Annotated in this window: 21 protein-coding genes and 1 tRNA gene; 15 read left to right on the top strand and 7 right to left on the bottom strand. The window is 61.2% G+C overall.

Annotated features, from left to right (window positions below):
* The first annotated feature begins 51 nt into the window (after positions 1-51).
* Positions 52-127 (top strand) — tRNA-Gly (locus DES49_RS01770).
* Positions 128-145: 18 nt separating this feature from the next.
* Here DES49_RS01770 and DES49_RS01775 read toward each other — a convergent pair.
* Positions 146-1,894 (bottom strand): alpha/beta hydrolase, encoded by a 1,749-nt coding sequence (locus DES49_RS01775; RefSeq protein WP_133734659.1) that lies wholly within the window; start codon positions 1,892-1,894, stop codon positions 146-148.
* A 127-nt stretch (positions 1,895-2,021) separates the two neighbouring features.
* On the opposite strand from DES49_RS01775, the gene DES49_RS01780 reads away from it, so the two are divergent.
* The 7 genes from DES49_RS01780 to DES49_RS15540 all read left to right on the top strand — a co-directional run bounded on the left by DES49_RS01780 (position 2,022) and on the right by DES49_RS15540 (position 9,886).
* Positions 2,022-2,693 (top strand): transglycosylase SLT domain-containing protein, encoded by a 672-nt coding sequence (locus DES49_RS01780; RefSeq protein WP_424955215.1) that lies wholly within the window; start codon positions 2,022-2,024, stop codon positions 2,691-2,693.
* 156 nt (positions 2,694-2,849) lie between these two features.
* Positions 2,850-5,306, top strand: a complete 2,457-nt coding sequence (locus tag DES49_RS01785; RefSeq protein ID WP_133735020.1) for an ABC transporter substrate-binding protein — start codon at positions 2,850-2,852, stop codon at positions 5,304-5,306.
* The gene (locus DES49_RS01790; protein ID WP_133734660.1) at positions 5,299-6,411 is read left to right on the top strand and encodes an ABC transporter permease; all 1,113 of its coding nucleotides are present in this window, start codon (positions 5,299-5,301) and stop codon (positions 6,409-6,411) included. The genes DES49_RS01785 and DES49_RS01790 overlap by 8 nt, the downstream gene beginning before the upstream one ends.
* Positions 6,411-7,742 (top strand): ABC transporter permease, encoded by a 1,332-nt coding sequence (locus tag DES49_RS01795; RefSeq protein ID WP_133734661.1) that lies wholly within the window; start codon positions 6,411-6,413, stop codon positions 7,740-7,742. Before DES49_RS01790 ends, DES49_RS01795 begins: the two co-directional genes overlap by 1 nt.
* Complete coding sequence (locus DES49_RS01800; protein WP_133734662.1) at positions 7,739-8,725, top strand: ABC transporter ATP-binding protein; 987 nt, start codon at positions 7,739-7,741, stop codon at positions 8,723-8,725. Before DES49_RS01795 ends, DES49_RS01800 begins: the two co-directional genes overlap by 4 nt.
* The gene (locus DES49_RS01805) at positions 8,715-9,722 is read left to right on the top strand and encodes an ABC transporter ATP-binding protein (protein WP_243864814.1); all 1,008 of its coding nucleotides are present in this window, start codon (positions 8,715-8,717) and stop codon (positions 9,720-9,722) included. Before DES49_RS01800 ends, DES49_RS01805 begins: the two co-directional genes overlap by 11 nt.
* Positions 9,723-9,724: 2 nt before the next feature.
* Complete coding sequence (locus DES49_RS15540) at positions 9,725-9,886, top strand: hypothetical protein (protein ID WP_208296999.1); 162 nt, start codon at positions 9,725-9,727, stop codon at positions 9,884-9,886.
* Here the strand turns inward: DES49_RS15540 and DES49_RS01810 are convergent, their stop codons facing one another.
* The 3 genes from DES49_RS01810 to DES49_RS01820 form a co-directional block, all read right to left on the bottom strand.
* A complete protein-coding gene (locus DES49_RS01810; RefSeq protein WP_133734664.1) occupies positions 9,887-11,266 on the bottom strand; it encodes an alanine/glycine:cation symporter family protein in 1,380 nt (459 codons plus the stop codon).
* Between the two features lie 68 nt (positions 11,267-11,334).
* Entirely contained in the window at positions 11,335-12,555 is a 1,221-nt protein-coding gene (locus tag DES49_RS01815) for an MFS transporter (RefSeq protein WP_166645957.1), read from the bottom strand.
* Positions 12,556-12,635: 80 nt separating this feature from the next.
* Positions 12,636-14,297, bottom strand: a complete 1,662-nt coding sequence (locus DES49_RS01820) for an ABC-ATPase domain-containing protein (RefSeq protein ID WP_133735021.1) — start codon at positions 14,295-14,297, stop codon at positions 12,636-12,638.
* A gap of 224 nt (positions 14,298-14,521) precedes the next feature.
* Here DES49_RS01820 and DES49_RS01825 point away from each other — a divergent pair, with 224 nt between their 5' ends.
* From DES49_RS01825 to DES49_RS01835, 3 genes are all read left to right on the top strand, one after another.
* A complete protein-coding gene (locus DES49_RS01825) occupies positions 14,522-16,048 on the top strand; it encodes a mechanosensitive ion channel (RefSeq protein WP_133734666.1) in 1,527 nt (508 codons plus the stop codon).
* Positions 16,049-16,201: 153 nt separating this feature from the next.
* Entirely contained in the window at positions 16,202-16,756 is a 555-nt protein-coding gene (locus DES49_RS01830) for an LOG family protein (RefSeq protein ID WP_133734667.1), read from the top strand.
* 32 nt (positions 16,757-16,788) lie between these two features.
* Complete coding sequence (locus DES49_RS01835) at positions 16,789-17,445, top strand: thiopurine S-methyltransferase (RefSeq protein ID WP_133734668.1); 657 nt, start codon at positions 16,789-16,791, stop codon at positions 17,443-17,445.
* 3 nt (positions 17,446-17,448) lie between these two features.
* Here the strand turns inward: DES49_RS01835 and tpx are convergent, their stop codons facing one another.
* Complete coding sequence (gene tpx, locus DES49_RS01840; protein WP_133734669.1) at positions 17,449-17,946, bottom strand: thiol peroxidase; 498 nt, start codon at positions 17,944-17,946, stop codon at positions 17,449-17,451.
* Positions 17,947-18,291: 345 nt separating this feature from the next.
* Here tpx and DES49_RS01845 point away from each other — a divergent pair, with 345 nt between their 5' ends.
* Together DES49_RS01845 and DES49_RS01850 are read left to right on the top strand one after the other, a co-directional pair.
* Positions 18,292-19,221, top strand: coding sequence for a GGDEF domain-containing protein (locus DES49_RS01845; protein ID WP_133734670.1), 930 nt, complete (start codon positions 18,292-18,294; stop codon positions 19,219-19,221).
* Between the two features lie 69 nt (positions 19,222-19,290).
* Entirely contained in the window at positions 19,291-20,265 is a 975-nt protein-coding gene (locus DES49_RS01850; RefSeq protein WP_133734671.1) for an NAD(P)H-quinone oxidoreductase, read from the top strand.
* Between the two features lie 3 nt (positions 20,266-20,268).
* On the opposite strand, the gene DES49_RS01855 is transcribed toward DES49_RS01850, so the two are convergent.
* The gene (locus tag DES49_RS01855; protein ID WP_133734672.1) at positions 20,269-20,814 is read right to left on the bottom strand and encodes a sigma-70 family RNA polymerase sigma factor; all 546 of its coding nucleotides are present in this window, start codon (positions 20,812-20,814) and stop codon (positions 20,269-20,271) included.
* A gap of 100 nt (positions 20,815-20,914) precedes the next feature.
* On the opposite strand from DES49_RS01855, the gene DES49_RS01860 reads away from it, so the two are divergent.
* Together DES49_RS01860 and DES49_RS01865 are read left to right on the top strand one after the other, a co-directional pair.
* Complete coding sequence (locus DES49_RS01860; RefSeq protein ID WP_133734673.1) at positions 20,915-21,925, top strand: permease; 1,011 nt, start codon at positions 20,915-20,917, stop codon at positions 21,923-21,925.
* Positions 21,926-21,964: 39 nt separating this feature from the next.
* Positions 21,965-22,198 carry a thioredoxin family protein gene (locus DES49_RS01865; protein WP_133734674.1) on the top strand — a complete coding sequence of 78 codons (234 nt, stop codon included), beginning with the start codon at positions 21,965-21,967 and terminating at the stop codon, positions 22,196-22,198.
* Between the two features lie 40 nt (positions 22,199-22,238).
* Here the strand turns inward: DES49_RS01865 and DES49_RS01870 are convergent, their stop codons facing one another.
* Positions 22,239-23,252, bottom strand: coding sequence for a c-type cytochrome (locus DES49_RS01870; protein WP_133734675.1), 1,014 nt, complete (start codon positions 23,250-23,252; stop codon positions 22,239-22,241).
* Between the last annotated feature and the right edge of the window lie 9 nt (positions 23,253-23,261).

Raw genomic sequence — 23,261 nt, forward strand, 5'->3', positions numbered from 1 at the left:
CTGAAAGGTGCTACTTTGCGAACTCGGTTGGAGGTGGAAGTCCTCCATTAAGCGGGCGTAGCTCAGCTGGTAGAGCATCAGCTTCCCAAGCTGAAAGTCGCGAGTTCGAACCTCGTCGCCCGCTCCATCTATCTCCTGCAAGCCTTCAGTCCAACAGCGGCATCCGGATCATCATATTGCTCAACGTAATCGGATTAAGGATGGTCTGCGCTTCCTCGTTATGGTTCACGAACAGCGGGTGGGCCGTGTAGACCACAAGGGAAACGGTGTCACCGGCTTCCAGCGGGAAGGTCACCCCTGCCAGCTCCTGGCTGATGGCGCCCTTGCCCACCACGGGGACGACCTGGTTGTGGATCAGGGTCGAGCCTTCCCCGCCCTCCGGGCTTACCTTCAGTCCCATGAAGAGGGTTGGCTCCTCCGGAGAAATCGTCCCGATATCCAGTGAAATCTCCGGTACGCCGGCCATGTTTAGGTCGTTTTCCGCCGTGAACAGTTCAATGGACATGCTTGGCGAGGCGCGCTCCAGATAATCCGCAGGCAGGTTGCCGGAATCGTCGAGATTCGGCGGCTCGAGCAGGTCTGTGGCATCCTCCGGCTGCAGAATCCGGTCCCCGGGGGTGAAAAGCTCCCCGCCGCGCACGATCTCTTCCCCGGTTATACCGTCACGACCTGCAAGGGTCATGCAGGTATCGGGCAGGGACAGTTCGTTGCTCTTGCCGCGCAGGCGGGTGTCGAGGAAGTTGTGGATCAGGTTGGAGGTTTCATATTCCTCATCGCCGCACTGCAGAAAACGCTCCGTTGCAAAGCCGTCAGAAGGCCCGGGCGTACGCTCTGCAACCGGCACAATGTGCCCAAGGCGCTGCACGATCAGGTTGGTGTTGCGGCCGGCGTCGCGCATGCATTCGTAGGCATCCAGGCTCTCGTTCATGTTGAACAGGGTATCCGCTACGCCCTGGATGATCAGGGTGTCGGCCTGCGGAATGCCCCCGGGGTTCTCGTTGGAGCCTTCGCAGTACGCCTGCAGGCTATGTTGTGTCAGGGCGTTGGAAAATTCTTCTTCCGTATCCACGCCGGGAATCACGGTACGGATGAAGTTGGTGTAGATGTCCTCGGACTGGTCTCCCTCGCTGCCGGGGATGCCAATGGCCTGCAGCAGGAACAGCCAGAGGTTCTTGGAGGTGTCGCTGGGCTGCAGGCTGAAGCGCAGGTCATACCAGGTGGTGAGGGGTACCATGGCGTCGACCCGGTCATCGATGCTGCCGGCCATCCACTGGTAACCACCCCCGTAGCTCAGGCCGAGGGTGCCGACACGGGGGCTGCGATCATCGGCGGAGCGCAGGATGAAGCCCTCGAATTCGCGCGTAATCCGGTCCAGCAGATTGATGAAGTCGCGCCCTTCCTTCTGGGGGTTCATCAGTTCCACCTGGCCGCCGGACTCGCCAAAGCCGCGCTGGTCATAGCTCACCACGATGGCGCCGTTCTCCCGTGCCAGGAAGGCCGCTTCCGCCGGGGCATCGCCGATGAACTCACCGTCACCTTCATCGGGAGACAGGCTGGTCAGGCGGCTGCCACCATAGCCGTGGGAATGGACCACCACCGGCGCTGCTTCGTTGGGCTCGAGATCGGGCAGAAAGACGGTATAGTGAATAACGGTGCCATCGTCGGAGACAACGGTACCGTCAACGTCCCTGCGTTCGAGGCCGTCATGCTTGACCGGCAGCATGCCGGATGAATTGCCGGACGACTCGGGCTGTGCCGCGGAATCCCGGGCACTTTCGGTGGACCTGGTGGCGGTTTCCACGTTGTTGCTGTTCTCGGAGCCGGAGCCACTGAGGCAGGCACTCAGGGCGGGTACCATAAGGAGGACAATCAGGGCCTTGTTGAGGGGGAGCATGAAGCACCTCGTTGTTGTGTTATGTGGTTGTCCCCCGTAAACGGGGCAGTGTAACGAAACGTTCCCGTTCAGTAACAAAACTGTATCCGCGCTTTCTGGGCGCGCTGAGTCATTCAAGGAGCTTTTATTGAATCTGTTCCACTGCCTTGGTGGAGGCACTGCTGGCCGGCGATGGCTGTGGGCCCTGTTGGTGGGGCTGATGTTGATGGTTGCTGGCTGTTCCCTGTTCACGCCTTCGCCGCCCCGGGATCAGAGCAATATCTGCGAGATCTTCCGCGAAGAGCCGCAGTGGTATGACTACGCCCGAGCCTCCGAAGAGAGGTGGGGTACGCCCATTGCCACCCAGATGGCCTTCGTGCAGCGGGAGTCCTCGTTCCGCAGTCATGTACGCCCGCCCAGGCCCTGGATCTGGGGCATCATCCCCTGGTTCCGGTCCTCCTCCGCCTATGGGTATGCCCAGGCACAGGATCCGGTCTGGGGCGAGTATGAGGAGGACGCGGGTGGTCTTTTTGCGCGCCGCACCCACATGAAGCACGCCACGGACTTCATCGGCTGGTACAACCGGCGTACTCACGAGCGGCTGGGAATCGCGCTGTCCAATCCAGAACATCTGTATTTCGCCTATCATCAGGGACCGACGGGGTATCGGCGTGGGACTTACAAGGGCAAGCCCGCCCTGAAGCGGTATGCGGCCAGTGTGCAAAGGAGAGCTTACGCCTATGACAACCAGCTCAAGCAGTGCGAGTCGGAATTCCGCTGTCGTCGCTTCTACCAGTTCTGGCCCTTTTGCCAGAAGTGAGACATTAACCGTGCGTGTGCGCTTTTACGGCGCCATGCAGTTCGTATAACCTGACGCGTCAACAGATCATGACGTTGGAGTGCCGGGCCCGTGATAAAAAGAATCGCCTGGCTGCTGGCAGGGCTGATCCTTGGTGGGATTGTCCTTGTTGTGCTGATGGGCCAGGAAGACACCAGTGATACTGCGGATGACACCAGGGATGCCTCTGAGGTCGATGTGTCCGACCGCCGTGGCGCCCTGGTGGACGAGGTCGTTTTCACCCAGGAAACGGATGTGGGCAAGGTTGCCGGCCTGATCGAGCGGGGTAGCCACCAGGTTTTCGCCCAGGGGGTGACCAACACCACCACCTTCCATCGCCTGCAGGATTCCACCAAGGGCGACTATGAAACCGCCTACGGCTCCAATACGGAACTGACCCTGAATCCGGCCGAATTCGAGTCGGGCATCAACCCCTTCAGCAACCGCCGTATCCGCGAGGCCATGAACTGGCTGGTGAATCGCCGCCACGTGGCCGAGGAGATCTACGGCGGCATGGCGGTTCCCCGTTTTCTGCCCATGAACACGGCCTTCCCGGACTACGCACGGCTCGCGGAAACCGCGCGGTCCCTGGAGCTCAAATATGGGTACAACCCTGAACGAGCCCGGGAGATCGTCGGCGAGGAGATGGAAAAGTTGGGGGCAGAGCGTCGTGGGGGGAAATGGTACTACGACGGCGAACCGGTCACGCTCCGGATCCTGATCCGCACCGAGGATGCACGCAACCAGGTAGGGGATTACTTTGCCAACCTGATGGTCGACCTGGGCTTCGAGGTTCGCCGCCAGTATCGCACGGCGGAGGAAGCCTCGCGCATCTGGATTGCCACGGACCCGGCTGCGGGCGAGTGGCATGTGTACACCGGGAGCTGGGTTTCAACGGCCATCAATCGGGATGTTTCCAGCAACCTGAGCTACTACTACACCAACCGGGGGCGCCCGGATCCGCTCTGGCAGGCCTATGACCCAAGTGAAGAGCTGAACAGCATTGCCAAGCGGCTGGAGCGGCGGGACTACAGCAGCCTGGAGGAACGGCGCGATCTTATGGCCCGGGGCATGGAACTGGCCATGAAGGAGTCCTACCGGATCTGGCTGGTGGACCAGCTCAGCGTCATTCCGCGCGCGGCCAACGTTTCACTGGCGGCGGACCTGGCCGGTGGTATCGCCGGCTCGCGACTTTGGCCCTATACGCTGCGGTACAAAGACAAAGTGGGCGGCAGCATGACCTTCGCCGCGCCCAGTATCCTGACCGAGCCCTGGAATCCGGTGGCGGGCAGCAACTGGCTGTTCGACACCATGATTACGCGCGCACTCAATGACCCACCGCTGGTGCCCGACCCCTACACCGGCCTTTATCGGCCCCAGCGCGTTGAAAGCGCCGAGGTCACCGTGAACGAGAACACCACGGTCAAGCGTACCCTTGACTGGGTGAGCCTGGAAACCAGCGAAAAAATCACGGTGCCGCCGGGGGCCTGGATCGGGTGGGACGCCAAGCGCAGTGACTTCAAGACGGTGGCGGATGCCCATCCGGAAGGGACCACCGCCCGTTCCCGGACCCGCATCACCTATGAGGAAGGCTTCCTGGACCGGCAATGGCATGATGGGACGGAAATGTCCCTGGCGGACCTGGTGCTGCCCTGGATCCTGATGTTTGCCCGCGCCGACGAGAACAGCCCCTTCTTTGATCCCGCCCATGTGCCGCGCTTCCGGGTGTTTGAGCAGTACTTCAAAGGCTGGCGGATCCTCGATCGGGACCCGCTGGTGATTGAGGTCTACAGTGACCAGGTCATGCCGGATGCCGAGACCATCGTGGCCCAGCAGGCGCTCTCGCCCCAGGCCTGGCACACCCTGGCGCTGGGGATGATGGCCGAGGAGGCGGGGGACCTGGCGTTTTCCTCCAATAAGGCGGACGCTGAGCGGATCGACTGGCTGAGCTTCGTCTCAGGGCCCAGCCTTGATGTGCTTAAACGCCACCTGGGGCGTGCGAGAGACAGGGAGTACCTTCCCTATGCCTCCGTCCTGGGGGATATGATCGAGTCGGAGGAAGAGATTCCTTCCCGTTATCGGGCGCTTGCCGACTGGTACGAGCAGTACAATCATTTCTGGGTCGGGGACGGGCCCTTCTACCTGCACTCCGTGCATCCGGTGGAGAAGACCGTGGTGCTGCGCCGCAACGAGGATTTTCCGGACCCGGCCACCAAGTGGCTGGACTTCAGTGAGCCGGAAATCCCGGAGCTGGCCCTCAATGGCCCCATGATGGTGCGCCATGGCGAGTCCGCCCGTTTCTCGCTGGACATCACCTTCGGCGGCGAGCCCTACCCCAGGGAGGCCATTGAAAACGTGGAGTTCCTGCTTTTCGGTGGTGACGGGACCATGGAGAAAAAGGGTAAGGCGACCTACACCGATGGGGGGCGCTGGCAGGTTGAGCTCTCTGAATCCACTCTTGAATCATTGGGCGACGGAGCGAACAGCCTGGAAGTGGCGGTAACCTCGTCCCGGGTGGCACTGCCCGCCTTTGCCTCCCACGCCTTTGCCACGGTTCCCGAGGGCACAACGGTCATGGAGGCTGTCGATGAGTGATGCCAATCTGCCCGCCGGCAGGGGTGCCGGTCCACTGCGTGATCTCCGGCGCCTGGCCTTCTTTACGCTCCGCCGGGTCCTGGCGCTGTTCGTGACCATACTGGTTGGCGTCTATCTCACCATCATCATCGCCAACATGGGCGGCAAGGTGGACGAGCTCCGCGAGCTCCAGATCCGCTCGACCATCTCCGAGGCCGTCCGCGCGGATCCGTCCTACCAGCAAATGGACTCAGAGGAACGCAACGCGCTGATCCAGGAGCAGGTGCAGATGGAGATTGAGCGCCGCAACCTGGACGAGCCCTTTATCTGGCGCAGTTTCGACTACCTCGCCCAGGCCATACAGCTCGACCTGGGCCGGGCCGAGGAGATGCACAGTGATGCCGGCTCCCGGGATGTTTACGACATCATCGTTGAACGGCTGCCGGCGACACTGCTGCTGTTCGGCACCGCCAACCTTCTGGTGTTCTTCGTCTCCGTCTACGCGGCCCTGTACCTGTCACGACACTACGGCAGCCGCCTGGACAGGCTGGTTATCGGACTGGCACCCAGCTCGGCGGCGCCTGGCTGGTTCTACGGCATCTTCCTGATCCTGATTTTCGCGTTTATCATTCCCATACTGCCGGCCGGCGGCATGGTGGACATCCCGCCGCCGGAGAACGACTGGGCCTATGCCCGCAGCGTGCTGAGCCACATGGTGCTGCCGGTGATCGCCATGTTCATCTCGTCCATCTTCATTTCCATCTACTCCTGGCGGACCTTCTTCCTGATCCATTCCAGCGAGGACTATGTGGAAATGGCCCGGGCCAAGGGCCTGCCCGCCAACCTGATCCAGAGCCGCTACATACTGCGGCCCACGCTGGCACCCATCATCACCAACTTCCTGCTGATGCTGATCGGTCTCTGGAGCGGTGCCATCATCCTGGAGCAGGTGTTCAACTGGCCGGGGCTGGGAACGCTGCTGTTCCAGGCCATCGGGTACCGGGATACGCCCGTGATCATCGGCGGCGTGGTGATCTTTGCCTACCTGCTGGCGGTTACCGTGTTTATGCTCGATTTCCTCTACGCGATCCTGGATCCGCGTGTGCGCATTGAAGGAGGCCAGTAATGAATCGCTGGACGCAGGGATTCCGGGAGCTCAAGCGCTATCCCTCCGCACTGGGTGGCATGGCCATTATCCTGTTCCTGATCGCGCTGTCCTTCTACACCGTGATCACGATTCCCTATTCGGAGGCCCTGGAGCAGTGGCGCGGCGGGGATCACTGGCGAATGCACCCGGTCAATGCCTCGCCGCTCTGGACGGACCGGCTGACGGGTGGCGACAAACCTCAAACACAGGTGATCGAGAGTGATGCCTCCGAGATTCGGGAAACGAGCTTTGAAGGCGGTAAACAGGTCCGCATCCCACTGGACTTCAGCTACAACAACGATGGCTTCCCCAGTGAACTCAACCTCTTCCTCGAACAGCGCCATAGCGGTCAGGAAGGCTTTGTCAGGCTGACCTGGCACCGGCCGGATGGTGAGACCATCAACCTGGGCGGCCAGCGGATTGGCGAGAAGGAGCGCGTCTCCATCTCCCAGAATTCCAGCCTGGAAGGTCGGCTGGGCATGGTTCCCCACGTAGGGCTGTTCGCGGGAGACAGTGATCCGGAATCACCGCAGGCACGGCAGGGGCAGTACCGGCTGACCCTTGATGCCATCCTGTTTGACGAGAACGCCGAGCTGGAAGCGGACCTGGCTGTTTACGGCCGCGTCCATGGACTGGCAGGCACGGATTACCAGCGCCGGGACCTGATGCTGGCGCTGATGTGGGGCACCCCGGTGGCCCTGGCCTTTGGCCTTCTGGCCGCCGTGGGCACGACGGTCACTACACTGATCATCGCGGCCACCGGCGTCTGGTTCGGCGGCTGGGTGGACGCCATTATCCAGCGGCTGACCGAAGTGAACATGATCCTGCCCATGCTGCCGATACTGGTGATGGTGGGTACGCTCTACTCCACCAGCATCTGGCTGATGCTCGGGGTGGTGATTGCCCTGGGCATCTTCAGCGCCGGCATCAAGACCTACCGGGCCATGCTGCTGCCCATCCGCGAGGCCCCATACATTGAGGCGGCCCGGGCCTATGGCGCTGGCAGCGGGCGCATCATCATGCGCTACATGATCCCGCGCATCCTGCCGGTGCTGATCCCCACCTTCGTCACCCTGATTCCGACCTTCGTCTTCCTGGAGGCGTCGCTGGCGGTACTGGGGCTGGGTGATCCCGAGTTGCCCACCTGGGGCAAGGTGCTGAACGATGCCCAGGAGCAGAGCGCCCTCTATAACGGCTTCTACTACTGGGTGATCTCGCCGGCGGTACTGCTGATGCTGACGGGGCTGGGTTTCGCCATGTTCGGCTTCGCTCTTGACCGTGTATTCAACCCGAGGCTGAGGACGCAATGACACAGAGCGCGGACACACTGCTCCAGGTCTCGGACCTGACCCTGCATTACCGTACCCGCCGGGGCACTGCCCGGGCCGTGGATGGCGTCAGCTTTGATCTGCGGCGCAATGAGGCCCTGGTGGTGCTGGGCGAGTCGGGTTCGGGTAAGAGCTCCCTGGCCAAGGCCCTGATGCGGCTGCTGCCGCGTAACATCGAGCGGTTCAGCGGTCAGGTTATGCTGGGCGATATGGACATCATGCAACTGGGTGACGAGGCTTTCCGCAAACAGGTCCAGTGGAACCGCATGGCGTTGGTGATGCAGGCGGCCATGAACGCCCTCAATCCGGTGGTTCGCGTGGGTGAACAGGTGGCCGAGCCCCTGCGGGTGCACCGGGGGTGGTCGAAGGACAGGGCCATGGAGCGGGTGGCCGAGACCTTCAGAAAGGTAGGTGTCTCCACAGACTTCCTCCAGCGCTACCCGTTCGAGCTTTCCGGTGGCATGCGCCAGCGGGTGGTCCTGGCTATGGCGCTGGTGACAGAGCCGGATGTGGTCATCCTGGACGAGCCCACCTCGGCGCTGGACGTGCTGACCCAGGCCAGCATCATGAACGTGCTCAAGCGCATCAAGCGCGAGGAAGGCACCAGTTTCATCCTGATCACCCACGATGTGGCCACCTCCAGCGAGCTGGCCGACCGGGTGGCGCTGATGTACGCGGGGCAGATCGTCGAGATCAGCGATGCGCGGGACTTCTTCCATTATCCGGCCCATCCCTACTCACAGATGCTCATGGACAGCGTGCCCCGTCTCCATCAGGCCGAGGCGCCGGGCTACATCCCCGGCGAGCCGCCGGACCTGATCGACCCGCCGACGGGATGCCGTTTTGCGGACCGCTGCCCGTCGCGCTTCAGCAAGTGTTCCCAGGACCCGCCCGCGTTCAGCCCCGATGAGCGTCGCCGGGTGCGTTGCTGGCTGCATGAAGACGAGGTGGCCCGTGGAAGCTGAACAACAGAACGACATTCTGCTCAAAGCCAATAACCTCCACACTTGGTTCGACCTGCGCCAGTGGGGCTTCCTGCGCATCGGGTCCGTGCGTGCCGTGGACGGTGTGGATTTCGAACTGGCCCGGGGCGAAGCCGTGGCATTCGTGGGGGAGAGCGGCTGTGGCAAGAGTACCCTGGCGCGCACGCTGCTCGGGCTGCACCGGCCCACCAGTGGCGATGTGACCTTTGATGGTCAGGAGCTGAGCACCCTCAAGGGCGAGGCCCGCCAGCAGTACCTGGCCAGCGTGGGTTATGTCCAGCAGGACCCCTTTGGTGCCCTGCCGCCGTTTATGGACGTGCGCCGGCTGCTGTCCGAACCGCTCATCATCCACGGCGTGAAGGACCGCGATACCCGGGAAAAGCGGATTCGCCAGGTGCTTGAGGAAGTGCGGCTGACCCAGGTGGACGAGATCCTGCCCAAGTTCCCGCACATGCTCAGTGGCGGGCAACAGCAGCGCGTTGTTATTGCCCGGGCCCTGCTTCTGGAACCTTCCATGCTGATTGCCGACGAACCGGTCTCCATGCTGGACGCCTCGGTGCGCGTGGAAATCCTGAACCTGCTGCGTAATATCCAGAAGCAGCGGAGCCTGACCCTGGCCTTTATTACCCACGACCTTTCCACCGTTCGCCATTACGCCGATCGCATCTTTGTGATGTACGCGGGTCGTATCGTGGAGCAGGCACCGGTGGAAAAGCTTCTGGACAGCCCGCAACATCCCTATACCCAGTCACTGCTCGCGGCGATCGCGGATGTGGATGCGGACAATGCCCTGGAGGAGCGTGACGTGCCCAGTGGGGAGCCACCGAGCCTGCTTAAGCCGCCTCAGGGCTGCCGGTTCCACCCGCGGTGCCCGAAAGCGATCGCAGGGACCTGCGACGTCAAGGATCCGCCCTTCTTCGAGCCCCAGACCGGCCACTTCTCGGCCTGCTGGCTCCATGACGAGGCGCATCGAGGCTGAGCATGCGCACCCTGGGCCTTCTGTTGATGCTATCCGCCCTGGCCATGCTGATGGCGATGGTCGTGGGGACCATCGACCCAGAACTCTGGCAATCCTTGCTCAGCTACGGGCTTCTATTCGCCGGCGTATTCTGTTTTACCGCAGGTGTGATCAGGAACCACTAATCACAATTCGTCCGCATGCCGTTTCATGTAGTCTCGCGTTGCTTCCATAACCCGAGGGGACATAACCAGTGTGGCGATCATTGTGGGTATGGCCATCAGGGCGTAGCCGGTCGTGATCAGGAAGATAACCGCTTCGATGGAGGCCACGGCACCCACCACGATCAGCGCCACATAGAAGTACTTGTACCAGTCCTGGTGTTCCGCGCCGATCATGAAGCCCAGCGCCTTGGCACCGTAATACCAGAAGGTGAACATGGTGCTCATGCTGAAGATCACGATCAGCACCATGATGATCCAGGGCCCGAAGATACCCAGGGCATCCCCGAAGGCCCGGGCCGTGAGGGCGGCGCCGGCCACATCGGATCCGGCCTCCCAGGTGCCGGTGGCCAGAAGCACCAGCGCGGTCAGGGTGCACACGATGAGGGTATCGATCACGGGGCCCATCATGGCGACCAGTCCCTCGCGGACAGGCTCCCGGGTCTGGGCCGCACCGTGCGCCATGACCTCGGTGCCGATCCCCGCTTCATTGGAGAAGGCCCCCTGACGGACCCCGGTAATCACCACACCCATGAAGCTGCCTGCAGCCATGCCCGAGAGGTCGGTCTCGAAGGCGTGGGTGAAAATTGAGGCGATGGCACCGGGGACGGCTGGCGCATTAATCACAAGAATCAGCACGGCGCAGGCCAGGTAGACGATCACCATGCCGGGCACCAGCTTCGCGGCGGTTGCCCCGACGCGCTGGATGCCACCGAAGATAACCACCCCGACAATCGCGGCAATCAGAATGCCGAACCAGAGGTTGAAGGTGCCGGCCTGCTGCTCGTTGATGACGCCTTCGGGAATCAGCACCGCCTCGCGCACAGCCTCTGTCAACTGGTTGATCTGGAAAATCGGCAGTGTGCCCACCAGCGCCGCGATGCAGAAAAAGAACGCCAGCGGCAGCCACTTACTCCCCAGCCCCTCACGGATCATGTACATGGGGCCGCCCTGGACCTGCCCCAGGCTGTCCTTTCCGCGGTACATGATGGACAGGGTGCAGGTGAAGAACTTGGTGGCGACGCCCACCAGGGCCGTGATCCACATCCAGAAGACCGCGCTGGGTCCGCCGTAACTCACCGCAAAGGCCACCCCTGCGATGTTACCCAGACCCAGGGTGCCGGAGAGTGCGGCGCAGAGCGCCTGGAAATGGCTGATGTCGCCGGGATCACTGGGGTCGTCGTAACGGCCTCGCAGAATGGCGATGGCGTGCCCGAAGTGGCGGTAGGGCAGTGCTCGCGAAAGCACCAGGAAGAAGAGTCCGCCACCCACCATCAGGATGATCAGTGGCGGCCCCCACAGGAAGTCCGACATTGCCTTGAACACGGATTCGAGCGTTTCCATGCTGCCTCCCTGAGCCGGCTCTCAAGATGCAGAAGCTAACGGAACTGCAGCACAGGGGGTGTCCACTGTCAATGCTCGGGCTGTGCGGGGCCATGGGGGGCGGCCAGCACCAGTATCGAGGTCGTTACGGCGATGCCCGCGAAGATGAGACCAAGCCCGGAAGGCGTAATGCCGGCATCCAGGGCCAGGCCGGCCAGAATTGGCGAGGTGGCGGTAGACAGCACCATGGCCGCGTGGGCTAGGGAGCGGATAGCGCCGATATGGCGGACGCCGTAACGCTCCGGCCAGAGCGCATTGCCGGCTGTACCGGCAAAGCCCTGACTCATACCGGTGAGACCGAGGTAGATAAAGGGCGTCCAGGGGGAATTGGTGGTGGCCATGATTACCAGCCCCGTGATCATCGGGTAGAGACCAACCGCCAGCGCCTTGCCCGCACCGACACGGTCCACCAGGGGGCCGGCCAGGAAGAGCGTCAGGAAGTGGCCCAGCGCATAGCCGGAGAATGCCAGGGAGATCCGTTCCAGTGACCAGTCCCGGACTTCGGCAATCGCCGTCTGGTGGAAGAGAATAGCGGTCACCGTGAAGGGAACGGTCAGCGCCCCCGGCAGCACCATGTAAAGGCCGGGATCGCGCACTGCCTGGGCGCGTGTCATTCCCTTATCGGCCGTGCCGTCCGTCTGCTGGGCGCCGACTTCGCTGGGTAGAGGTGCTCCCCGTGACAGCCACCGCATGCCCGGCAGGGCAATGAGCAGCAAAAAAGCTGCCGCCGCCAGCCAGGGTGTGCGCCAGCCATAGGCCGCCAGGATCAGACCGCCAGCGGCGGGCAGAACGGCCTCGGCCAGCGGCATCCCCGAGACGGTCAATGCCATGACCTTCCCCCGATCCTTCTCGAAATAGCGGCTCGCCGCAGTGAAACCGATGTGGCTCATCATCCCCTGACCGCCGAGACGACCCAGGAAAAAGCCCGGGATGAGGAAGAGCCAGTGGCTGGCAAAGCCCAGAACCAGACAGCTTGCAGTCAGAAGCGCAAAAGCCAGTGTGGCGCAGGAAGACAGGGACCAGCGATCGACGATGGTGCCGATCTTCAGGAGCATCAGCGCGGAACCGAGGGTCGCAAGACTGTAGACCGTCCCGTAGTCCGCATTGCTGAGATTGAAATCCGCGCGAATACCGCTGCCGAAAACGGAAATGAAAAAGGTCTGTCCGAACCCTGAAAAGGCGGTCGCCAGGAACGCAAACAGCGCCAGTGCAGGGTTGGTGCGGATGAAGCGTGGCAGATAGACGGACACAATGAACTCCGGATCATGGCAGAGGGCGCCATGATAATGATCCGGAAACCGTTATTACAGGGTGGTTCAGCCCCGGGCTGTCACTGGCCGGTGGGCTGAAACCCGGTCTGACGCAGCCGGTTCAGGGCCGCCATGACCTCAAAGACACGGGGCAGGGCCAGATCGCCATCCGGCCGGGCACTGATGGTCCGGAGGCCCGCCTCAAGCCGTTCCTCAATGGTCGTTCCCGGTTGCTCCAGCGTTTTCCCTTCCGAGGCAAGCCGCGCCAGCAGCAGCCCGATGGCCCGGACCTGGGAGCTGTCGGCAATCTGTTCCACCGCCCTGAGGTCCACGTCGTCGCGCCCGAAAACCAGGGTGTCCATGCCGCGGGCCTGTACCTTCTGTTTGCCCGGCTTGGTTTCCGGGTTGAGCCGCTGGCAGGCCAGACGCCTGGGGTGCGGACGGGCCAGGGGTTCCGTGGCTTCCTGTTGGCGGCCTGTGGTGTACTCGGCGGCGATCCCGTGTGCCTCGGAGGTGACATCGTAGGCGCCATAATCCTGCATCTGGATGACCGTATCGGCGCAGTCGAAGTAGTCCCCGGAGCCGCCCATCACCAGAATGGTGGCCACGTCCACTTCATCGCGAAGCTGGCGGATGCGGTCGACAAAGGGGGTGATGGGCTCGTGTTCCCGGGCCACCAGCGCCTGCATGCGCCGGTCCCGGATCATGAAGTTGGTGGCGGATGTGTCCTCGTCCACCAGCAGCGTCTCAGCCCCGGCCTCCAGGCTTTCCTGCAGCGCCGCCGCCTGGCTCGTCGACCCGGACGCCATTTCCGTGGAGAAATCCACCGTGGTCTTTCCGAAAGGCAGGCGGTTGATGTAGGGGGACAGGTCCATGTTGTGAACCGCACGGCCATCCTCGGCCCGGATCTTGACGGCGGATGGCTCCGTTACCACCTGTTCCCGGCCATCCCCGGGGATATGGTCGTAGACGCCCACACTGATCGCGGAAAGCAGCGTGGATTTACCGTGAAAGCCGCCACCGACCACCAGCGTAATGCCTCGCGGTACCCCCATGCCGACCACGGTGCCGCTGTTGGGGGTATCGATCCGGACGGTCAGTGATTCCGGTGACTGGAAAGGGATGGCGTCCTTAAGCGGATGGTCATCAATGCCTGACTGGCGTGCGAGGATGGCGTCATTGCCAACAAAGGCCACCAGGTTACGGGCCGGCAGAGCCCGGCGCAGTGCTTCCTGGTCTTCCACGGCTGCCATGTGCCGCTCCAGGGCTTCCAGATCCAGACGCTGGGCGGTTGCTGCTTCAAGCACGGCCTCCGGCAGAAGGTCACAGATCAGCTTGCGTGCCTGATGACCCAGGATGGTGCGACCCCGGGCCGGGAGGTTAAGGGTCAGTCGAAGCTCAACACCATGGTCCGTGAACAGAACGGCGGTCCGATCAAGAACGGTCTGTTGTCCGGCATCGATGCCCAGGGCTTTTTCGTCCCTGACCGCATCGCGAAAGGCCCTCGCAATGAAATCCCGGGCGGCCCGCTCCCGTGCGGGCGAACTGAAGACAGTCTGCGGGAGCTCCGCTGTCCTGCTGTCGACAATGGCCCGTATCCGGGAGGGCGCCGCGAAGGGGTCCGCCTGGACATGATCGACAACCAGTAACCAGCCCTCAAACGCGTACTCACCCAGAAGGCCCTTGTAGGCCTTGTAGCCCTTGCCATCAAGATCCGTGAGTGTACGTTCCAGCGGTGCCATCAGATGCTCCTTGTCAGTCGTGTTCCCAGTGTCATCCATGCTAACAGTCCTGAGTGTTCAGAGGGTCTTACAGTTATCTGCCTGGGTTGAACTGTTGACCGGCATCATTGGTCTGCTGTGGATCATCGGTATATGCTCAGTAGTTGGGTCGAGTAGGCCGTCCGATCTCCAGCGCCCTGGAAGGGCTCATTTTTCTCAAAAGAAGTATATCTTCGGAGGCAAGTATGGAAACTTGGTCGGATTTTGGGCAGTTCATTGCCCAATATGGGCTGAACGTCCTGGCGGCTATTGTCATTCTCGTAGTCGGTTGGATCATTGCCTGGGTGCTATCCGCGCTTGTTGGGCGTGGCCTTAAGCACACATCCATTCACGAGCGTATAGCAGAACATGTTGCCGGAGATGAAACCGGCGCGGTGCAGATCGAAAACTGGACGAAACGGCTGGTTTTCGCCGTTCTGATGCTTTTCGTTCTGATCGCTGTATTCGAAGCCCTTCTGCTTCAGTCGGTTACCGGGCCCCTCAGCGAAATGCTGACTGTGGTGCTGGATTACATCCCCCGTATTGCCGGCGCGTTGGTATTGATCCTTCTGGCATGGGGACTGGCCACCCTGTTACGTGCCGTATTGAGCCGAAGCATTGGCGCCATGCGCCTGGACGAGCGCTTGAACGAAACGACTGAAATCACCCACCAGGGCCCTACCCTGGCGCAGACAATATCCAATACGGTTTACTGGCTCGTCTTTCTGCTGTTTCTGCCTGCCGTGCTGGGCGCGCTTGAACTCCAGGGGTTGCTTGCCCCGGTTGAGACCATGCTCCAGAAGATCCTGAATTATCTGCCCAACATCGCGGTTGCCGCACTGATCTTCGTTATTGGCTGGCTGGCGGCGCGCTTTGTGCGACGCATTGTGACCCAGTTTCTTGAGGCCGGACGCGTCAACACCCTGGCGGAACGCTACGGCATGACACGCGCGCTGGGAGACAACTATTCCGCCGCCCAGGCCGTGGGCACCATCGTCTACATTCTGATTCTCCTGCCGGTGGTGGTTGCCGGGCTCCATGCCCTGCAGCTGGATGCACTGACAAACCCGGTCCAGAACGTGCTGGCGATCATACTCGACGCCATTCCCGCAATCTTCGCCGCCGCCGTACTGGTGACGCTGGCGTATTTCGTGGGCCGGTTTGTATCGGGATTGATCGCGGAGCTGCTGGGCGCCACAAGTTTCGATCGCCAGATGCAGAAGCTTGGCGTCAGAACCGAACAGGTTGAAGAGACCGGCGGCCGGACGCCGTCACAGCTGGTTGGCTCCCTCACCCTGATCGCGATCATGCTGTTCGCTGCCATGGAAGCGCTGTCACTGCTGCAGTTCGAGCACGTCGCGGTTCTGATTGCCGATATGCTGATGTTCTTCGGCCAGGTTCTGGTGGGTCTGATCGTCATTGGCCTCGGCTTCTTCCTGGCCAACCTGGCGGGCAACACCATTCGCGCCAACGCCTCGCAGTACGCCGAGCGCCTGGCGCTGATTGCCCGCGTCGCGATCATCGCCCTTGCAATCGCCATGGGCCTGAACCAGATGGGCTTTGGCGAGGAGATCATCAACCTGGCCTTCGGTCTCGTTCTGGGTTCCGTTGCGGTTGCCGCGGCCATTGCCTTTGGCCTGGGTGGCCGGGATCTGGCGGCGCGCGAGCTTGAGAACTGGCGTGGCGGAGGCTCGAAGTCGTCTTCGGGCAGCACCCGTAAGAAGTCGACCTAACCGCCTCACCCGCACTCCGTTACAGGGCCCCTCCAGGGGCCCTTTTTCATGAATAGTCTGGTGGATCTACAAGTCCGGTGATCAGGCTCTGCTGTGGAAGCATATGGCCGCCTTGGGGTATGGTTGCCTTTTCCCCGCAGCGAGGAGGCGTGAGTGAAGCGGATCTGTGTCTACTGTGGTTCACGATCGGGGCGCGGAGCCGGCTATACGGAGGCAGCCGCAGCGCTTTCGGATGCGCTTTGCAACCGGGATCTGGGGCTGGTTTATGGCGGCGCCTCGGTCGGGATGATGGGGACAGTTGCGGATGGCGTGCTTGCGCGCGGCGGCGAGGCCATTGGCGTTATCCCGGAGTCGCTGGTGAGTCAGGAGGTGGCGCATCAGGGATTGAGTGAGCTGATTGTCACGCCGGATATGCACGAGCGTAAAAAGGTGATGGCGGATAGGGCCGATGGGTTCATTGCCATGCCGGGCGGCCTGGGAACACTGGAAGAACTGTTTGAGATACTGACCTGGGCCCAGCTGCGTTTCCACGCCAAGCCCTGTGGCCTTCTGAACGTCAACGGCTACTATGACTCCCTGGTTGCGTTCCTGGATAACGCTGTCTCGGAGGGGTTTATTCACCCCGACCATCGCGCGTTTCTCAAGGTGGCTGATGACCCTGCTGCGCTTCTTGAGATGCTTGGTTTCCAGGCGCCCGAGCCGCGTTGAGAACCTTTGTTCAATGATTGAGGGTAACGCCCATGGATCACCAGTTCTGGCACAATATCTGGACCGAGAGAAAGATCGGCTTCCACCGCAGTGATGTACACCCGATGCTGACCCGACACTGGTCGGGGATTGCCCGGTCCTCTGCTGCTGTCCTTGTCCCACTCTGCGGCAAGACCCTGGACATGGCCTGGCTTGCGGAGCAGGGCCACAGGGTGGTGGGGGTGGAACTCGATGAGCGCGCGGTCAGCGAGTATTTCCAGGAGCGTCAGACAACCCCGTCCGAGCAGACCCGGACAGACGGTCTGGAAGAGCGTCATGCGGATGGCGTCAGTATCGTGGTGGGCGATTTTTTCCGCTTCCGCCCCGAAGAGCCCTTCGAGCTTTTTTACGACCGAGCGGCGTTGGTGGCCCTGCCAGAAGCGATGCGCCGGAACTACCTGCGATTTCTGGCCTCGTTGATCGTGGAGGGTGGGCAAGGCCTGCTGATCACTTTCGAGTATCCGGAAGACTGCATGAACGGCCCTCCGTTCAGTATTCCCCGGGATGAGGTCCAGGGCCAGCCCTGGTTCTCGGTGGAGACGCTCGAGCGTGAGGATGTGATTGAGGTTTATGACCATCTGAGGGAGGCCGGGGTCCATTACCTGATCGAGACGGCCTACCGCCTGACCCGCAATGAACACCCGGTGTAGGGGTTACAGCGCGTTTATCGCGGCCTGATAGTCCGGCTCCTCGCCGATTTCCGGAACCAGCTGGCTGTGCAGGACCTGGTTGTTCTCATCCAGTACGACAACCGCCCGTGCACAGAGGCCACTGAAGGGCCCGCCTTCGAGCGCTACCCCATAGTCATGGCGGAAACGGTCGTTACGGAAACACGAGAGCGTGACCACGTTATCCAATCCTTCCGCCCCGCAGAAACGGGCGGTGGCAAATGGCAGGTCCGCGGAGATGACGAGGACCACGGTATTATCCAGGTTGCCTGCCTTTTCATTGAAGGTCCGCGTGGACGCAGCACAGACACCGGTGTCGATGCTGGGGATAATGTTGAGTACCTTGCGCTTGCCCTGCCACTGGGAAAGGGACACATCCTCCATGTCGCCGTTGGTGAGTGTGAAGTCGGGAGCGCTTTCGCCCTTCTGAGGCAGGGCCCCCGCGACTTCCACCGGATTACCGCCCAATGTTACCTGTGCCATGTTCTGCTCCTTTTTCGGTTACGGGTTTATCCCGTTCAGGGATACGACCGGAACTGTCGCCGGGTTCAGGGATGGAACCGGCTGCCTGACGTCTTCCTGCACCGTGCCTGAGAGGTGGAAGGACGTCCACACCAATACCAGGCCAACCAGAGCAGTGCCCGCGCCACTGATGTTCACATTCGACAAAACGTTGTGGCTATGTTGCTGGATGTAAAAAAATTTGAATAGCTAACCAAAATTGGTGTTGGAACTGGTAAATTCCGCACACGTAAAAACCGCTCCAGCTGTGTCCGGTCCCCTGTAAGGAGTGGTTTGTCGTTGCCAACCGGGTCTGGAAGAGGATTGATGCAGGATCTGAAAAGTGGCGAGTCAATGAGCGAGGTGTCCGCACTGCGAACCGTCCTCGATAATCTGGATGCCCTGGTCTACGTCTCCGATTTCGACACCTTCGACGTTCTCTATATGAACGCTTATGGTCGAAGAGTCTGGGGGGAGCCCGCAGGGCGAAAGTGCTGGGAAGTGCTTCAGGGCGGTGATGGTCCCTGCGCCTTCTGTAACAATTATCGGCTCAGAGACGAGGCGGGCAATCCCCTGGAACCCGATGTCTGGGAGTTCCGGAATTCCCTGGACGGTCGTTGGTACCAATGCAGGGATCAGGCCATCTATTGGACGGACGGCCGGCTTGTGCGCCTGGAGGTCGCCACCGACATTACACGGCGCAAGGAGATGGAGCAGGAGCTGGAGGATGCTCATCAGCGGGCTGAAGCCCAGGCAAGACGTGATGAGTTGACCGGTATGCCCAATCGCCGCGCCTTTTTCGAACTGGGCGATAAATTCCTCGCGCAATTCAGACGCAACGGCAATCCCATGTCGTTGATGATGATTGACCTCGATCATTTCAAGCAAATCAACGATGAGTATGGGCACAAGGCGGGTGACGAGGTTCTGCGGTCTGTTGCCGGTATTCTCGAACGTGAGCTGCGTGCCGCGGATGTTGCCGCACGTCTGGGCGGTGAAGAATTTGTGGTTCTGCTTGCGGATACAGATGCAGGGCAGGCAATGCGGTGCGCCGAGCGCCTGCTCAGGGCCCTCGAGGAGGAGTCCACGCGGGACACCAGTCTGGCAGTGGGCGTGACCGCAAGCTGCGGCATCGCATCACTGTCTGATTCAACTGAGGATCTGTTTGAACTGCTCCGGCATGCGGATCATGCGATGTACAGGGCAAAGGCCAAGGGGCGGAATTGCGCTGAAATACTGGCGCCAATTCAAACCTGAAGCCCTTGCCCGTGAATTCAAGGTGCAGTGTTATCCTTCCAGTCGTTTTCAACGTTTAAGGATGCTTCCATGAAGGCGATTGCGGTAAGCGATAACGGCCTGGAATGGGTTGAGCAGGACGATCCCGGAACCCCCGGAGCGGGCGAAGTGCTCATTGATGTGGCCTGGGCCGGCATGAACCGCGCCGACCTGATGCAGCGCGCCGGCGCCTATCCACCCCCGGAAGGTGCTTCGCCTATATTGGGGTTGGAGGTCAGCGGCGTGGTTCGCGAACTGGGTGCCGAAGTAACCGGGTTGACCCCGGGGGATGAGGTCTGTGCGCTGCTGACCGGTGGCGGCTATGCCGAACGGGTGCGGGTGCCTGCGTCCCAGGTGTTGCCCATTCCCGAGGGGGTGTCACTGCGTGATGCAGCGGGTCTGCCGGAGGTCTTCGCCACCGCCTGGCTGAACCTCTACCGGGAGGCTGTCCTGGCGCCGGGCGAACGGATCCTGCTTCACGCTGGCGCCAGCGGGCTGGGCACGGCGGTTATCCAACTGGCGAGGGTGATGGGCAATCCGGTGTTCGTGACCGTCGGCAGCGACGACAAGATCGAGGCTTGCCGGGCTCTGGGTGCCGACGACGGGTGGAACCGTCATAAGGGCAGTTTCGTCGAGGCTGTCCGGAACTGGGGTGGTGCGGACATGGTCCTGGATCCGGTCGGGGGTGACTACATCCGGCAGGATCAGTCCGTTCTGAACGCCGACGGGCGCATCGTGGTGATCGGGCTCATGGGTGGCCGTGAGGCTGACATGGACCTGGGGTATCTGTTGGTGAAGCGCCAGAGGCTGATCGGTTCCACGCTCCGCTCCCAGCCCGTCTCCGTGAAAGGGGAGGTGATGGCGGCGCTGCGCGAGCATGTCTGGCCGCGTCTATCCAGTGGCGAGATACGGCCCGTCATTGATTGCACCTTTGCCATCACCCAGGCCGACGAGGCCATGGGTTACCTCCAGGCCAACGACAATACAGGGAAGGTGCTGCTGGCGGTTCAGGCTCAGGCTGAATAGCCCTCAAGTGTTGCTTACTGGCAGCGCACGGTGGCAGCAGACTTTCCCCTGCTCATCCAGAACCACCTGGCAGTTGCTGACGAGTTGGGTGCGAAGGCGTTGTCTGGCGCGACGCAGTCGCGCCTTGGTGGCTGGTAATGACAAGCCCTGTTCCGCAGCGTAGTCGTTCTGCGTCATGCCTTCGAGATCACAGGCCTCCAGGATGTGCTGGTCAGCGGCCTCAAGGTCCGGGAGATTCCGGGTGATGCATTCCTGGAGTTGGGATATCGGTGCGTCCGCTTTGGAGGGCGCCTTGATGTCGCTTTCGTGCAGCTGCGCGTAATTTTTTCGCAGCCGCTGCGCATCAATCAGCTGGTTTCTGGCGACCCGGAACAGCCATGATCTGGCGTTGCTCAACTCACAGAAAGCGCCCCCTTCCTGCATGGCCCGCGTGAAGACCTCCTGAAGCAGATCCTCAGCCTCTTCGGAGGAGTCGGCCCGCTGGGTCAGGAATCCTTCCAGTTCGTCACTGTGTTCATTCCAAGCGTTCAGAACGCATTCGTACGCCATGGCCCACCTGTTTATCGCTGACCCTGAAAAAGTGAGCATCCTTTTCCGGATTCGTTCGTCTTCAGGGGTGACATTGACCATTCATCCAACGAGGATTCCAATGCTCGCAATTTTCACCTGGCTTGCTGACGGGATTGTCTACACGCTCATGGGGTTCCAGGAAGGGACCCGATTGGCGGATTCGATCCACTTCTTTGTTGAGGATACCACCAAGATCCTCGTGTTGCTTGTGGTGATGATCTACGTCATCGCGCTCGCCAGGGCATCCCTGAACCTGGAGAAGGTGCGTCATTACATCCAGCATCGTCACCGGGTGACGGGCTATTTTCTGGGCTCGGGATTTGGCGCGATTACGCCTTTCTGTTCCTGCTCCAGCATTCCACTGTTCCTGGGCTTTACCAGTGCCGGTATCCCGCTGGGTGTAACGATGGCATTCCTGTTCACTTCCCCGATCATCAACGAGGTGGCTGTCATCATGCTCTGGAGCCTGCTTGGCTGGCAGTTCACTCTTGCGTATGTCGTCATCGGTGTCCTTGTGGGCATCACTGGTGGTGTGGTTCTGGATCTCCTGCGCGGCGAGCGTTGGCTTCAGTCGTTTGCCGCCAAGGCATACCAGCAGGCTGCTACGTCACCCCATAGCGAGGCTGACCCGACTGAAAGCGGGCAGAAGCTGACGCTTTCGGACCGGCATGAATTCGCCGTTGAGGAAGTTAAGGAAATAGTCGGGCGTATCTGGAAATGGGTCATCCTCGGTGTCGCACTGGGATCGGCGCTGCACGGTTTTGTCCCGGAGGGCTGGTTCGCGGAGAACCTGGGGTCCGGGCAGTGGTGGAGCGTCCCAGCTGCTGTATTAGCCGGGCTGCCACTGTACTCGAACGCCACGGCGGTTATCCCGGTCATGGAAAGCCTGATTGTGAAAGGGCTGCCCGTGGGCACAACCCTGGCGTTCTGCATGAGTACGGTCGCCGCCAGTTTCCCGGAATTCATCATGCTCAAGCAGGTCATGCAGTACCGCCTGCTTGGCCTTATCTTTGTGATCCTGCTGATCAATTTCATGATCGTCGGCTGGATCATGAATGGGGTCAGCCCCTGGCTGTTCAGCGGGGCCTGATCCAACCATCACTCAAACTGGAAAGAGGAGAACACAGCCATGCGGATTGAAGTGCTCGGAACAGGCTGCAGGAAGTGCGATAACACAGCGACCGCGATACGCGAGGTTGCCCGGGAACTGGGTATCGAGGCCGAGGTTGAGAAAGTAACGGACCCGTCGCTCATCATGCAGTATCAGGTCATGTCGACCCCGGCCGTGGCCGTGGACGGCAAGGTCCAACACAGCGGCTCCGTTCCAACGAAAGAGGCCATTACCAGTATGCTTGGCGGATAATCGCCCTGATGGGAAGCCGGTTCTGGTTCTGGGAATCCGGTTACTCGAAGGTCCGTGACCGGACCGTATCCGGTTTCAGGAAGTCCTTCTCACCTGTGTTTTCGTGATCTCCCAGGCGCTTGCCGTCCACCTCACGGATCTGCCCGTAACGGGAATGTTTGTGGAAGGTGGGCCCGTACTTTTCCCGGGTTTCCTCAACATCGCCGGTATAGCGTGGGTCCTGGGGCCGTTCCTGACTGCTTATGTAGTACGCGATGTCCCAGGCTTGCTGATCCGAGAGGGAATTCGGCTGCCCCAGGGGCATATTGTTCTTGATGAACCCAGCCGCAGTGAACAGACGCACGATGCCCGCGCCCCAGTTGTTGGAGCCATCACCCCAGGGAGCCGGGAATACAGTCTGGTTGCCCACCTGCAGGCCAGAGCCATCCTCGCTGTGGCAGACGGCGCACTTTTCATTGTAGCCCTGCTCGCCGCGGGAATAGCTCAGCTCCTCCGGGCGGTCAGGGGCAGGGAAACCACGCCCGTAGATGGGCTTGTCCGGGTACATCTCAACACCGGTTGCCAACCAGCTATGGTAGGCCGTCAGGGCAACCATCTTGTCACTGCCATACTCAGGTGGCTTGCCGTTCATTGAGTAGGTGAAGCAGCCAGCAATCCGCTCTTCGAGGCTGTTCACGTGGCCATTCTTGCCCCGGAAATCCGGAAGCGTGACGGCGGCAGGCCAGATCGGCGCGCTGAACGGCATGCGTCCGGCACCTGTATGGCAGCTGGAGCAGTCCATATTATTGAACACGTTTTCGCCGCGCAGTTGCTGCGTGTTCGTGAAAAGATCATAGCCCCGGCGGATCACCCGTTTGAGTTCCGGGTGTACATCCGCCTCTTCCAGATCTTCCATGGTGGGGGGGATATGCACCAGTTGGTTCTCTTCTGGAGCCGGGTATCCCAGTTCGGTCAGCGTATTGATGTATTTCTCGGTTTTCTCGTCCGCCGACAACAGGCCTGAAGAGAACAGAATGGCGCCGATCAGGGCGATACAGAAGAATCTGCGGATCATGGTGACCAC

The organism is Halospina denitrificans (genome assembly GCF_004364635.1).
GTDB lineage: Bacteria > Pseudomonadota > Gammaproteobacteria > Pseudomonadales > Oleiphilaceae > Halospina > Halospina denitrificans.